A 13,107-nucleotide genomic window follows, 5' to 3' on the forward strand; every position below is an offset into this window, starting at 1 on the left:
AGAACGGGCCGTTCCCCGCGCTGCTCGCGCGGGGAACGGCCCGTGGCCTTGATGCCCTGAGGGGTCAGTCCTCCGGGAGTTCGACCGGGGCAATGTCGTCGTAGACGTCGCCGGGGCCCGGGTTGGTGGAGTCCGTGGAGCCGCCGAGGTGGTGCATGACGCCCCAGACGGCGTTGAGGGCGGTCTGGACCGCACCCTCGGCCCAGCCGGCCGTCCAGGAGATGTCGTCGCCCGCGAGGAAGATGCCGCGCTTGTCCTCGGGGAGGCGGTCCTGCATGAAGTGGGTGAACAGGCGGCGCTGGTAGCGGTAGTGGCCCGGGAGGTTGGCCTTGAACGCGCCCATGAAGTAGGGCTCGTTCTCCCAGGACACGGTCACCGGGTTGCCGATGATGTGGCGGCGGATGTCGACCTTGGGGTAGATCTCGCCGAGGGACTTCAGCATGACCTCCATCCGCTCGTTCGCGGACAGCGGCAGCCACTTCAGGCTGTCGTCGCACCAGGTGTACGAGAGGCAGATGACGGCGGGCTTGTCCGGGCCGTTGTCCAGGAGGTACGTACCGCGCGTCATGCGGTCCGTCAGGGTCATCGACATGACGTCGCGGCCCGTCTGCTCGTCCTTGTCCAGCCAGAACGGCCGGTCGACGGGGATGAAGAGCTTGGACGACTCCATGTAGTGGGTGCGCTCGATCGCCGTCCAGTGGTCGATCGGGAACAGCGTGTCGTCGCACGCGATCTTCGACAGGAGCATCCAGGACTGCGCCGTGAAGATCGCGGCGCGGTAGGTGCGGATGTCGCCGGAGGAGTCGGTGACCGTGATGCGGTTGCCGGCCGTGCGGTGCAGGCGGGTGACCGCCGGACGCGGGGTGCCGTCGTGCAGGGAGGACAGCGAGGTGCCCTGGGCCCAGTGCACGATCTTCTCGGGCTCGCGCTCCCACAGGCGCAGCGGCAGCTGCTGGGAGCCGCCCACGATGCCGCGGTGGTGGTCGTCGGCCTCGGTGTAGACGACGCGCAGGATCTCCAGGATGGAGTTCGGGAAGTCGGTGTCCCAGCCGCCCGTGCCGAAGCCGACCTGGCCGAAGATCTCGCGCTTGCGGAAGGACTTGAAGGCCTCGGACTTGCAGAGGAAGCCGTAGAAGGTCTCGTCGTCGAGCTTCTCGACGAGCTTCGCCCAGATCTCGCGGATGCGCGGGACGTCCCGCTCGCGCATCGCGGTGTTCATGTCGGAGAAGTCGGCGCCCTCGTCGAGGCAGGCGTTCCACGCGGCGGACACGTCGCGGTAGACCTGCGGGAGGTCGGCGATGGTCTCGGCGTAGTGGGTCTCGCCCTTGAGGTCGACGACCGTGGAGGGGGTCGCCTCGGCCAGCGGGTTCGGGAAGGGCTCCGTGACCAGGCCGACGAGGTCGATGTAGTGCTGCAGGGCCGTGGACGACGGCGGGAAGCGCATGGCGCCCATCTCCGCGGTCAGCTCCTCGGTGCCGGCGCCCTCGAAGCCGACGGTGCGCAGGCGGCCGCCGATCTGGTCGGCCTCGTAGACGACGGGCCTCAGGCCCATCTTCATCAGCTCGTACGCCGAGATGATGCCGGACAGTCCGCCGCCGATGACCGCGACCTCGGTGCCGAGCTCGGTCGCCGGTATCTGGCCGAGGCCCGCCGGGTGGGCGAGGAAGTCGTCGTACGCGTACGGGAAGTCCGGGCCGAACATGGTGATCGGCGGCTGTCCGTCGCTGTGCGGGACGGCGGTGGTGGGCACCGTGGACGTCATGGGGGTACGTCTCCTTGCGGCAGGGCTGGGGGAAGAGAGGTCTTAGACGAGGGAGGCGTAGAGCCCGGGTCGGCGGTCGCGCAGGTAGGGGTTGTTCTCGCGCGAGGCCGACAGCAGCTCGGGATCGGCCTCGCCGAACACCAGCTCCTCGCCGCGGCCGGCCCGGGTCCGGGTGACCCCGTCGGGGCTCGCCAGGCAGCTGAGCCCGACGAACTCGAACTCGCCTTCCGGGCCGGTGCGGTTGACGTACGCGATGTACATCTGGTTCTCGAAGGCCCGTACGGGCACCAGCTGTTCGGCGACGAACTGGAACGGGTGCATCTGCGCGGTCGGCACCAGGAGGAGGTCGGTGCCGGCGAGGGCGTGCGCCCGGACGTTCTCGGGGAACTCCACGTCGTAGCAGATCATGATGCCGATGCGGAGGCCGTTCAGGTCCGCCTGGACGACGGGGATGTCGCCGGGGGTGAAGGCGTCCTGTTCGAAGCAGCCGAAGAGGTGGGTCTTGCGGTAGTTCGCCAGCGCCGCGCCGTCGGGGCCGATGAGCTGGGCGGCGTTGTAGACGGCGCCGTCCGCGCTCTCCGGGTAGCCGTAGAGGACGGCGACCCCGTGGCGGCGGGCGATCTCGCCGATGGCTCGGGCGGCGGCGCCGTCGGCCGGTTCGGCGAGGCCGGGAATGTCCTGGAGGTCCAGCGCGTAGCCGGTCAGGAACATCTCCGAGGTCACGAGGAGCCCGGCCCCGCTCTGCGCGGCGCGCGCCGCTGCCTCGTCGAGCGCCTTGAGGTTCTCGGCGGTGTCGCCGAGAACGCCGGAGCTCTGGAGGAGGGCGGTGCGCAGCGGGGGCATGGGCTACCTCTGTGACAGGCGGGGTCGGGGTCATAAAACGGTACGTTCGCACCTTCGACCGCGACAAGCCGTGAGCGTTGCGCTCCGCGCATCGATTCGTTGCGTGTTCCGCGGCTGTCGCGGCGATTCGTTGCGCGGGCGCGTCCCACCCCCCTCATGGGGCCCGTACGACCCCTGCGCGGCCCCCGCTACGAGGCCGTGCGGAAGGCCGGGTGACCGGCGAGGAAGCGCAGGTCGTCGAGGATATCGGGGGTGCGGTCGGCGACGACGCGGCCGCTCCAGGTGTCGACGAGGGCCGGGACGGTCAGGGCGCCGTGGAAGTGGTGGCCGGTGGCCTCGTAGGCCAGGCGCAGCCCGGTGTACTCGGGCTTTCGGGGGTCCGCACCGAGGACGGTGGCGGGGATCGAGTCGGCCAGGCCCAGCTCGGCGAGGGCGTCGGTGACCTGCCGGGAGCGGGGACAGTCGGCGCAGAGGTACAGGTGGTAGCGGTGCGGGACGGGTGAGAAACCGGCTCCGATGCGGCCGCGCGGGGCGGGCGCCGGGCCGGTGCGGGGCAGGATGGTGTACGACATGGCTCTCCCGGGGTGGAGGACTGCACGGCGGGGCCCCGGGCGGCGCGGGGCGCGCGCCCGGTCCGGGTCACTCGTCTCTGAGGGGGTCAGCCGCGCGGGCCGAATGCGCTGCACACCCGCAGGAGGTCGATGTGCAGGCGCCGGGTGAGCCACCAGCTGCGCAGGGCCCGGGGACGCGTGTGCGGATGCGGGGATGCGTGGAGGTGCGGGTGCGCCGTTGTGGCTGCGTCCACCTCCGCCCACCCCCCGTCCTGTCCTCGGCCGCCCCCGACCGGCGCTGGTTAGGCTTCCCGGTGGCGGGCCATGTCGGTCGCGCCGTGTGCACGCACCCGGGCCACCGGGGCCGGGGACTGGCGGGCCGGCTGGTCCGCGCGGTCGCGGCGGCGGCCCGCGAGCGCGGGGAGAGCCCGTTCCTGCACGCGGCGGCCTCGAACACCGGGGCGATCCGGCTCTACGAGTCGATGGGCTTCACCCTGCGCCGCAGCTCCGTGTTCCTGGGCCTGCGCACCCCTTGAGCGGGGTACGGCCTCAGGCCGGCGCGCCGGAGGTGAAGCGGCGGAGCAGGGGGGAGAGGACGAGCACCGACTTGGTGCGTTCCACGAAGGGCTCGCCGGCGATGCGTTCCAGGACCCGCTCGAAGTGGCGCATGTCGGAGGCGAAGATCTGGACGAGGGCGTCCGCGTCGCCGGTGACGGTCGACGCGGCCACTACCTCGGGGTACCGCTCCAACCCTCGCCGGATGTCGTCCGGCGAGGTGTTGTGGCGGCAGTAGATCTCGATGAAGCCCTCGGTCTCCCAGCCCATGGCTGCGGGGTCCACCCGGACGGTGAAGCCGGTGATGGCGCCTTCGGCGCGCAGCCGGTCCACGCGCCGTTTGACGGCGGGGGCGGAGAGCCCGACCTCGGAGCCGATGTCCGCGTAGGAACGCCGGGCGTCCTCGGCGAGGGCGTGCACGATGCGTTCGTCGAGATCGTTCAGTCGCACTGCGGGCGGATCACTTCTCTGCTGTGGCCAGTCGGGAGCGGCGGATGCCGTACAGGAAGTAGAACACGAGGCCCGCGACCATCCAGCCACCGAAAACGATCCACGTGGCGGTATCGAGGCTGAACATCATGTAGCCGCAGGCGAGGACGCCGAGGATCGGCGTGATCGGGAACAGCGCCACCTTGAAGGTGCGGGGCATGTCCGGGCGGGTCCTGCGCAGGATGATCACGGCGACGTTGACGAGGCCGAAGGCGAAGAGGGTGCCGATGCTGGTCGCGTCGGCCAGCTTGCCGAGCGGGATGAAGGCGGCGAGGGCTCCGCAGAAGAGGGAGACGATCACCACATTGGCGCGGGGGGCGCCGGTCTTCGGGTTGACCTTCGCGAAGACCTTGGGGACGAGGCCGTCGCGGGACATGGCGAAGAGGATGCGGGTCTGGCCGTAGAGCACGGCGAAGACGACGGAGGCGATGGCGACGACGGCGCCGGCGGCGAGGACGACGCCCCAGAAGGTGTGGCCGGAGACATCGGTCATGATCTGCGCGAGCGCGGCCTCGGTGCCCTCGAAGTCCTGCCACGGCATGGCGCCGACGGCGACGAAGGCGACGAGGACGTAGAGCACGGTGACGATCAGCAGCGAGAGCATGATCGCGCGGGGCAGGTCCCGCTTGGGGTTCTTGGCCTCTTCACCGGCGGTGGAGGCGGCGTCGAAACCGATGTACGAGAAGAAGAGCGTGGAGGCGGCGGCGCTGATGCCGGTGACGCCGAGCGGGGCGAGCGGGGCGTAGTTGCCGGCCTTGATGCCCATGAAGCCGATGCCGATGAAGAGCAGCAGGGTGACGATCTTCACGCCGACCATGATCGAGTTGATCCGGGCGCTCTCCTTGGCGCCGCGCATCAGGAAGACCATCGCGAGCAGGACCACGACGAGCGCGGGCAGGTTGATCAGGCCGCCGTCACCGAGGGGCGCGGAGACCTGGTCGGGGATCGTGATGCCTATCGTTCCGTCGAGGAGCTCGTTGAGGTACTCGCCCCAGCCGACGGCGACCGCCGCCACGGACACGCCGTACTCCAGGACCAGGCACCAGCCGCAGATCCAGGCGACGAGCTCGCCCATCGTGGCGTACGAGTAGGAGTACGAGGACCCGGAGACCGGGACCGATCCGGCGAGCTCCGCGTAGGAGAGCGCCGAGAACAGGGCGGTCAGACCCGCTATCACGAAGGAGATCGTCACGGCGGGGCCGGCCTTGGGGGCCGCGGTGCCGAGGACGACGAAGATGCCGGTGCCCAGGGTGGCGCCGATGCTGATCATCGTCAGCTGCCACATGGTGAGCGAGCGGCGCAGCGAACCGCCCTCGCCCTGGCCGCCCTCGGCGACGAGCTGCTCGACGGGCTTGCGGCGCATCAGCGGGTGGACGGGCCTACTGGGCTCGGACGTGAGCGGTGGCGCCTGGCCGGTTTCGAGCACGTGTGACTCCTTTGACGCTGCGGGTGGGGATAAGGCTTCGACCGCAGCGGTCCGGAGCGGGCGGGCAGGAGCCAGCCTGGGCATGGGGAACCGCCGAGCAGGCGGTCCACGCCACTCCACGTACAGCGAGTGAGCCTACGAGCTGAGTGATACCGCCCGTAATGCACCATCCTTGCACATTGGCGCACGATCATTGCGCGGATCCGTCACTGACAGTCGTTTGTTGCGTATGGATGATCGATCGCTGCGCAACCCCCTCCGAACCCCTCTTCTTGACACCTCGTCAGATCTGCCGCAGCGTGCCGCCATGGATCGGGACGTGCTCCACGAGATCGACGTGCCGGGACCGGACCGACCGCCGCCCCGCAGCGCGCGGCGTACGGGGCCGCGAAGGCCGCGCTGATGGCATTGGTGCGCTCCTCGGCGGTGGAAGCGGGTCCCCGCTGGGTACGGGTGAACGCGGTGGCACCGGGGGTGGTGTGGACCCCGCGGGTCGCCGCGCTGCCGGGCAGCGAGGGGCGGCGGCGCAACGCGGAGAACACCCCACCGGGCCGGGTCGCCGAGACCGCGGACATCGCGGCCGCCCTGTACATCCTCGCCCTGCCGCTGCCCTCGTACGTCACGGGGCGGACGCTGGTGGTGGACGGCGGGGTCGGCGTGCAGTTCCCGTACCCGACGATCGGAGGCGACCTGTGATACCACCGGAAGCGGTGGGCGGCCCTGACGAGCCGTCGCCGTGGCAGGACGCGCAGCCCTTCCTGCGCGGGGTCGCCTGGCTGGACCGGGGGCGTCCGGTGCGCGCCGATCCGGCCGACACCATGCGGCTGCCCTGGGACACCGGCGAGCGTTCCACCCTGCCCATCGGGGTCCGGCTGGAGTTCACCACCGAGACCGCGCGGGCCGTGGAGATCCGCTACCGGGCGACCGTGCCCGGCCCCACCGACGCGCTGCGCGACCTCGCGCACGGCTTCGCGCTGTGGGACCGGCACGGGGTGGTCAGCGAGGTGTTCACCGAACCGGCCGCGGAGGCCGTCGTACGGATCGAGCTGGGCGGCGCAGGCCGCGGGGGCGGCACAGGCGGCCCGTTCACCGTCCACCCGCCCGAGACCCAGTCCCCGCTGATCCTCGGGCTGCGCGGGATCGGCGGCCCGCTCGCCCCGGCGCCGCCCGCCCCGCGCTGGGTGGTGCACGGCGACTCCATCACCGAGGGCTGGTGGTCCACCCGCCCCGCGCACGGCTGGCCCGCCGTCGCCGGCCGGGCGCTCGGCTGGGACACCGTCAACCTCGGCTACGCGGGGGCCGCGCGCGGTGAACTGACCACCGCCGAACAGCTCGCGGGACTGCCCGCCGACGTCCTCACCCTCGCCTTCGGCACCAACTGCTGGTCCCGGGTGCCCTTTTCGGCGCCCCTGCTGTACGAGACCACGCGCGCCTTCCTCGAACTGGTCCGCCAGGGCCATCCGCGGACCCCGATCCTGCTGGTCTCCCCCGTCCTGCGGCCGGACGCCGAGCGCACGCCGAACAAACTCGGCGCCACCCTGGGCGCCCTGCGCGACGCGATGGAGCGCGCCACCCGGGACCGGGTCGCCGCCGGGGACGACCGGCTCGCCGTCCTCCCCGGCCGTGACCTGCTCGGTCCCGAGCATCTGGCGGACGGACTGCACCCCAACGACAGCGGACACCAGGTACTCGGCCTCGCTGTGGCCACGGCTCTGCGGCGCACCGGGTTCGGAGCGGGGTGAGTGAAACAGCCCACACCTGAGGAGTTGAACAGATCTCGCCCACCACGGCGTGTCCTGGGCAGAGTTGACGCCACCACGGTGGCGGACACGAAGACACCGGACGTGGGAGAGATCAAGATGGGCATCAAGCGCGGAACCACCCTGGCCGCGGCCGCGATCGTCGTCGTCCTCGCGGCGACGGCCTGCGGCCCGACCGATGACAAGGCCGCAGACACGACCAAGCCGGTCGGGGCCGCCGCAGCCCAGGACTACGGGAAGGCCCCGGCCGCCGCCGACGGCGCCGCGGGCGCCAAGCCGGCCGGCCAGCTGGCCGCCGCCCCCAACGAGCAACTCGGCCAGGTACTCACCGACAGCACCGGGCTCACCCTCTACCGCTTCGACAAGGACACCGCCAAGCCGCCGAAGTCGAACTGCGACGGCGACTGCGAGAAGACCTGGCCGGTGGTCGCCGCGGGCGATGCCACCGCCGCCGCGGGGATGGACCCGGCGCTGCTGGGCGAGGTCGTACGCACCGACGGCAGCAAGCAGCTCACCGTGGCCGGCTGGCCCGCGTACCGCTTCAACAAGGACGCCAAGGCCGGCGACGTCAACGGCCAGGGCGTCGGCGGGGTGTGGTTCGCGTTCGGGCCCGACGGCAAGAAGGCCGCGAAGGCGGCTGCCCCGGACGCTGCGGCCCCGGCCCCGGAGGGCGCCGCCGAGGCGGAAGGAGCCCTGTCGGTGGCGAAGGACCCCAAGCTGGGCGACCACATCGTCGACGGCAAGGGCATGACCGTCTACCGGTTCAAGCCGGACACCGCGTGGCCGATGGTCTCCAAGTGCACGGGTGAATGCCTGGCCAAGTGGCCGGCCGTCCCGCCGGTGGACAAGGCCAACGCCAAGGGCATCGTCGAGAAGAACTACACGGTCCTGGACCGCCCGGACGGCAAGAAGCAGCAGTCGATCGACTGCTGGCCCGTCTACACCTTCACCGGTGACAAGAAGGCCGGTGACATCAACGGCCAGGGCGTGGGCGGCACCTGGTACGCCGTGTCCCCCGAGGGCAAGCTCATCACCGTCCAGTAGTCCCCGCCCCCGCCTCCCCACCCCCCCACCCCGTTCGCGCGGCCCTCGCCCACATCCCCCCTGGGCGGGGGCCGCGTCCTTTCCCCGTTCCGCCCGGACGGAGTGCTCTCTAGACTCGGCCGCATGCTGCGCGTACTGGCCGTCGACGACGAGAAGCCGCTCCTGGAGGAACTCCTCTACCTGCTGCGCTCCGACACCCGGGTGCGCAGCGCGGAGGGCGCCTCGGACGCCACCGAGGCGCTGCGCCGGGTCACCCGGGCCCTGGAGTCCGGCCCCGACGGGCCCGACGGCATCGACGTGGTCTTCCTGGACATCCACATGGCCGGGCTGACCGGGCTGGACATCGCCCGGCTGCTGGCCGGGTTCGCGCGGCCGCCGCTGATCGTGTTCGTCACAGCCCACGAGGGCTTCGCCGTACAGGCCTTCGACCTCAAGGCCGTGGACTACGTACTGAAGCCCGTGCGGCCGGAGCGGCTGGCCGAGGCCGTCCGGCGCTCCTGCGAGCAGCTGGGCCGCTCCGAGGACGCGTCGGCGGCTGCGGTGGCCGCCGGGCCTGTACGCCCGGCAGCGGGCCCGCCGGCCGTGCCCGTCGCGCACCGACCGGTCACCGCGGTCACGGTCGCCGACCGCGCATCGGACCAGATCGCCGTCGAACTGGGCGGGGTGACCCGCTTCGTGGCGATCGCGGACATCTCCTACGTCGAGGCGCAGGGCGACTACGCCCGCCTGCACACCGACGAGGGCAGCCACCTGGTCCGGATCCCGGTGTCCACGCTGGAGGAGCGCTGGGCGGCGCGCGGTTTCGTACGGATCCACCGCCGGCATCTGGTCGCGCTGGCCCGGATCGACGAGCTGCGGCTGGAGGCCGGGACCACGAGTGTCCGGGTGGGGTCGACGGACCTCCAGGTGAGCCGTCGGCACGCGCGGGAGCTGCGGGATCTGCTCATGCGGCAGGCGACCGGCTGACACCGTCCGGGCCGGACCGGGCCGCGTCTCGCGTCGCACCGGGCCGCACCGGGCCGCCGCCCGGGCGCCGCGGGCCGCCCGGCCCGACCGTCCGGCGCTCGGGGGCGCCGTTCGTCGCGCCGCGCGGGGCGTACGGCGATCCGCCGGGGCCGTCGGCCGCACCGCTGCCCCGATCGGCCGTCGGGCGCCTCCGCCCCTGCCTATCGTGGATCTTCCGGCGCGGGAGGAGCGCGATGTCCGAGATCCAGGCGCTGGTCGACGCCCTGAGCGGGCTGCCCCGCGCCCGGCCCGCCGGGCCCGCCGAGGCCGAGGTGCTGCTGGCCCGGCTGCGCAGCGCGGCCGCCCGCTGGGCCGACATCCTGTACGAGGCCCGCGAGGGGGTCCGCGAGCAGGTGCCACCGCGCGCGGAGGCCGCCCTGACGCTGGCGTTCCGACGCGCGGAGGAGTCGTACGTGGAGCTGGAGATCGCCCTGCGGGACTGCGCGGAGCACCGAGACCCGGCTCTCCGACCCGACCCTGCGACCAGGCCGTGCGACGCGGCGGATGCGGCGCCCCGACCCGCTCCGGTGGGTCCGGAACGGACCTGTCGCCCGGTCAGGGGGCCTGCGTAGACTCCGGACACCCCTCCCCAGCCGAAGGACCGACCGGTGAACCAGACGTACGCGCTGACCGCGGTCGCCGTCGTCGTCCTGGTCACGGTCCTGGTCGGCGCGCTGGGCCTGCGGATATCCCGGACCACCTCCGACTTCTACGTCGCCTCGCGGACGGTGGGGCCCCGTCTGAACGCGGCGGCCATCAGCGGGGAGTACCTGTCGGCCGCGTCGTTCCTCGGGGTGGCGGGGCTGGTCCTGCTCCAGGGGCCCGAGATGCTCTGGTACCCGGTGGGCTACACCGCCGGGTACGTGGTGCTGCTGGTGCTGGTGGCGGCCCCGCTGCGCCGCTCCGGCGCGTACACGCTGCCCGACTTCGCCGAGGCCCGGCTGGAATCGCTGGTGGTGCGCCGGATCGCGGTGCTGTTCGTGGTCGGGGTCGGCTGGCTCTACCTGCTGCCGCAGTTGCAGGGCGCCGGGCTGACCCTGGAGATCCTGACCGGTGCACCGCACTGGGTCGGGGGGCTGGTCGTCGCCTGTGTGGTGACCGTGGCGGTGGCATCCGGCGGTATGCGTTCGGTCACCTTCGTCCAGGCCTTCCAGTACTGGCTCAAGCTCACGGCCCTGCTGGTACCGGCCTTCTTCCTGCTCGCGGCGTGGGCCGGGGACGGCGCCCCGCGGGCCACTTTCGACGCCCCGGCCGTCTTCCGGGAGCACACCTCGGTGACGGTTGCGCAGGACGTGCGGCTGTCGGTGGCTCGGCCGCTGACGGTGACGGTGACCGGGCAGGTGGACGGTCGCGACCATGTGTCGGAGCAGCTGACCCTGGCCGCCGGTGAGCATTCCGTACGGGCCCGGGCGCGGCTGGATTTCGCCGCGGACACGCCCGTTCCGGACGCCCGGGCGCAGGCCCGGCCCGAGGTGGCCACCTGGTCGGTGCCGATGTCCGGTGGGCTGCGCGAGTACCGGCTGTACGCCACCTACGGGCTGATCCTGGCGACCTTCCTCGGCACGATGGGCCTGCCGCACGTGGCGGTGCGGTTCTACACCAGCCCCGACGGGCGGACCGCGCGGCGCACCACGCTCGTCGTGCTCGCCCTGGTCGGCGCCTTCTACCTGCTGCCGCCGGTGTACGGGGCACTGGGCCGGATCTACGCCCCCGAGCTCGCCCTCACCGGCGACGCGGACGCCGCGGTGCTGGTGCTGCCCGAGCGGATGCTCGGCGGGCTGCTCGGCGATCTGCTGGGTGCGCTGCTGGCCGGCGGCGCCTTCGCGGCGTTCCTGTCGACGGCCTCGGGGCTGACCATGGCGGTGGCCGGGGTGCTGCACCAGGACGTGCTGCCGGCGCGCGGGGTGCGCAGCTTCCGTTCGGCGGCGGTCGTGGCGATCGCGGTGCCGCTGGCCGGGAGCGTGGCGGCGACGCAGGTCCCGGTGGCGGACGCGGTCGGGCTGGCCTTCGCCGTGTCGGCCTCCTCGTTCTGCCCGCTGCTGGTGCTGGGCATCTGGTGGCGCGGGCTCACCCCGCCGGGTGCGGTGGCCGGGCTGATCACCGGCGGCGGGGCGGCGCTGGGCGCGGTGCTGGCGACCCGGGCCGATCTGGCCCCGCCGGGCTGGGCGCACACGCTGCTGGCGTGGCCGGCGGCCTGGTCGGTGCCGCTCGGGTTCCTGACGATGGTGGCGGTGTCGCTGGCGACCCGGTCGCGGGTCCCGGCCGGGACGGCGGCCACCCTGGCCCGGCTGCACCTGCCGGAGGTCGTGGCCGGGGAGCGGGCGGGGGGTCCGCGGTGACGGGGCCGGCGCCGACGGTGACGGCCGTGCTGGCGGCGGCGGGTGCGGTCCTCCTGCTGGCCGCGGGCTGGGCCGCGGGTCGCCGGCACGCCCGCCACGGGGAGCGGGCGGCCGGAACGGACCTGGGGACCCCGGTGGAGCGCGCCACCTTTCACACCCTGCACACAGCTTCGCTGGCCGCTCCCCCGCTGCGGGCCGGCCTGACCGAGGACGCGGCCCGCAAGGCCGCCCGACGGCTGCGGTCGCTGCTGGGCACGGAGGCGCTGTGCCTCACCGACCGGGAGTCGGTACTGGCCTGGGACGGCCCGGGCGCCGACCACCACGAGCGGCGCGCGATGGCCCGGGTGGCGGTGATGCTGGCGTCGGGGCGCAGCCAGAGCGTGCGGACCGAGTGCCAGCGGCCGGACTGTCCGCTGAAGTGGGCGGTGGTCGCCCCGTTGACCGGCGAGGACGGGGTACTGGGCGCGCTGGTGGCGTACGGGTCGCGGGAGTCGGCGGTGCTGGTGCGGGCCGCGACGGAGGTCGCGCGGTGGGTGTCCGTACAGCTGGAGCTGTCGGAGCTGGACCGCTCGCGGACCCGGCTGATGGAGGCGGAGATCAAGGCGCTGCGGGCGCAGATCTCCCCGCACTTCATCTTCAACTCCCTCGCGGCGATAGCCTCGTTCGTGCGGACCGATCCGGAGCGGGCCCGGGAGCTGCTGCTGGAGTTCGCGGACTTCACCCGGTACTCCTTCCGGCGGCACGGCGACTTCACCACGCTGGCCGACGAGTTGCGCTCCATCCAGCAGTATCTGGCCCTGGCCGGTGCCCGGTTCGGCGACCGGCTGAAGGTGACCCTGCAGGTGGCGCCGGAGGTGCTGCCGGTGGCGCTGCCCTTCCTGTGCCTGCAGCCCCTGGTGGAGAACGCCGTCAAGCACGGGCTGGAGGACTCCACGCAGGAGTGCCGGATCACCATCACGGCGCGGGACGCGGGCTCGGAGGCGGTGATCACGGTGGAGGACAACGGGGTCGGGATGGATCCGGCGCTGCTGCGCCGGATCCTGGCCGGGGAGCAGGGCACTTCCTCCGGGATCGGGCTGCCGAATGTCGACGAGCGGATCCGCCAGGTGTACGGGGACGCGTACGGCCCGGTGATGGAGACGGGTGTCGGGGCGGGCATGAAGGTCACCCTGCGCATCCCCAAGTACCGCGCGGGCGTGCACAGTTCCCCCTCGGCGGACCGCCCTCCCAGGCCCTGATGCGACCGTAACCGGCCTCGCCGGCGGGTGCGGCGCGGTTCCGGGCAGAGCCCGGTTCGCTGCGCGCGGCCACCCCGCCACCCGGCCACCCCGCC

Annotated in this window: 12 protein-coding genes and 2 pseudogenes; 8 read left to right on the forward strand and 6 right to left on the reverse strand. The window is 72.7% G+C overall.

Going from position 1 to position 13,107, the window contains the following annotated elements; all coding sequences use genetic code 11:
• Positions 1-64: 64 nt before the first annotated feature.
• The 4 genes from ACIQZO_RS14505 to ACIQZO_RS14520 form a co-directional block, all read right to left on the reverse strand.
• Complete coding sequence (locus tag ACIQZO_RS14505; RefSeq protein ID WP_403625258.1) at positions 65-1,762, reverse strand: flavin monoamine oxidase family protein; 1,698 nt, start codon at positions 1,760-1,762, stop codon at positions 65-67.
• 42 nt (positions 1,763-1,804) lie between these two features.
• Positions 1,805-2,605 carry a carbon-nitrogen hydrolase family protein gene (locus ACIQZO_RS14510; protein ID WP_403625261.1) on the reverse strand — a complete coding sequence of 267 codons (801 nt, stop codon included), beginning with the start codon at positions 2,603-2,605 and terminating at the stop codon, positions 1,805-1,807.
• Positions 2,606-2,793: 188 nt separating this feature from the next.
• Positions 2,794-3,177: a hypothetical protein gene (locus ACIQZO_RS14515; RefSeq protein ID WP_403625264.1), complete on the reverse strand. Its 384-nt coding sequence runs from the start codon at positions 3,175-3,177 to the stop codon at positions 2,794-2,796.
• Positions 3,178-3,263: 86 nt separating this feature from the next.
• Complete coding sequence (locus tag ACIQZO_RS14520) at positions 3,264-3,410, reverse strand: hypothetical protein (protein ID WP_403625267.1); 147 nt, start codon at positions 3,408-3,410, stop codon at positions 3,264-3,266.
• An 81-nt stretch (positions 3,411-3,491) separates the two neighbouring features.
• Between ACIQZO_RS14520 and ACIQZO_RS14525 the strand changes: the two are divergent.
• Positions 3,492-3,692: pseudogene (locus ACIQZO_RS14525) on the forward strand (GNAT family N-acetyltransferase); the annotation flags it as partial.
• Between the two features lie 13 nt (positions 3,693-3,705).
• On the opposite strand, the gene ACIQZO_RS14530 reads toward ACIQZO_RS14525, so the two are convergent.
• Positions 3,706-4,161 (reverse strand): Lrp/AsnC family transcriptional regulator, encoded by a 456-nt coding sequence (locus ACIQZO_RS14530; RefSeq protein ID WP_393850619.1) that lies wholly within the window; start codon positions 4,159-4,161, stop codon positions 3,706-3,708.
• Between the two features lie 10 nt (positions 4,162-4,171).
• The gene (locus ACIQZO_RS14535; protein WP_403625270.1) at positions 4,172-5,626 is read right to left on the reverse strand and encodes an amino acid permease; all 1,455 of its coding nucleotides are present in this window, start codon (positions 5,624-5,626) and stop codon (positions 4,172-4,174) included.
• Positions 5,627-5,986: 360 nt separating this feature from the next.
• Here ACIQZO_RS14535 and ACIQZO_RS14540 point away from each other — a divergent pair.
• The 7 genes and pseudogenes from ACIQZO_RS14540 to ACIQZO_RS14570 all read left to right on the forward strand — a co-directional run.
• Positions 5,987-6,322, forward strand: a pseudogene (locus tag ACIQZO_RS14540) (SDR family oxidoreductase); the annotation flags it as partial.
• Complete coding sequence (locus tag ACIQZO_RS14545; RefSeq protein WP_403625273.1) at positions 6,319-7,368, forward strand: GDSL-type esterase/lipase family protein; 1,050 nt, start codon at positions 6,319-6,321, stop codon at positions 7,366-7,368. The pseudogene ACIQZO_RS14540 and the gene ACIQZO_RS14545, both read left to right, overlap by 4 nt.
• A gap of 117 nt (positions 7,369-7,485) precedes the next feature.
• Entirely contained in the window at positions 7,486-8,430 is a 945-nt protein-coding gene (locus ACIQZO_RS14550) for an SCO0930 family lipoprotein (RefSeq protein WP_403625750.1), read from the forward strand.
• A gap of 123 nt (positions 8,431-8,553) precedes the next feature.
• Positions 8,554-9,396 carry a LytR/AlgR family response regulator transcription factor gene (locus tag ACIQZO_RS14555; RefSeq protein ID WP_403625276.1) on the forward strand — a complete coding sequence of 281 codons (843 nt, stop codon included), beginning with the start codon at positions 8,554-8,556 and terminating at the stop codon, positions 9,394-9,396.
• Between the two features lie 233 nt (positions 9,397-9,629).
• Positions 9,630-10,007 (forward strand): hypothetical protein, encoded by a 378-nt coding sequence (locus ACIQZO_RS14560; protein ID WP_403625279.1) that lies wholly within the window; start codon positions 9,630-9,632, stop codon positions 10,005-10,007.
• Between the two features lie 36 nt (positions 10,008-10,043).
• Complete coding sequence (locus tag ACIQZO_RS14565) at positions 10,044-11,774, forward strand: cation acetate symporter (protein WP_403625282.1); 1,731 nt, start codon at positions 10,044-10,046, stop codon at positions 11,772-11,774.
• Positions 11,771-13,012, forward strand: a complete 1,242-nt coding sequence (locus ACIQZO_RS14570; RefSeq protein WP_403625285.1) for a histidine kinase — start codon at positions 11,771-11,773, stop codon at positions 13,010-13,012. Before ACIQZO_RS14565 ends, ACIQZO_RS14570 begins: the two co-directional genes overlap by 4 nt.
• Positions 13,013-13,107 lie beyond the last annotated feature (95 nt).

This window comes from Streptomyces sp. NPDC097617, from assembly GCF_044761485.1.
In the GTDB taxonomy this organism is placed as follows: Bacteria; Actinomycetota; Actinomycetes; order Streptomycetales; family Streptomycetaceae; genus Streptomyces.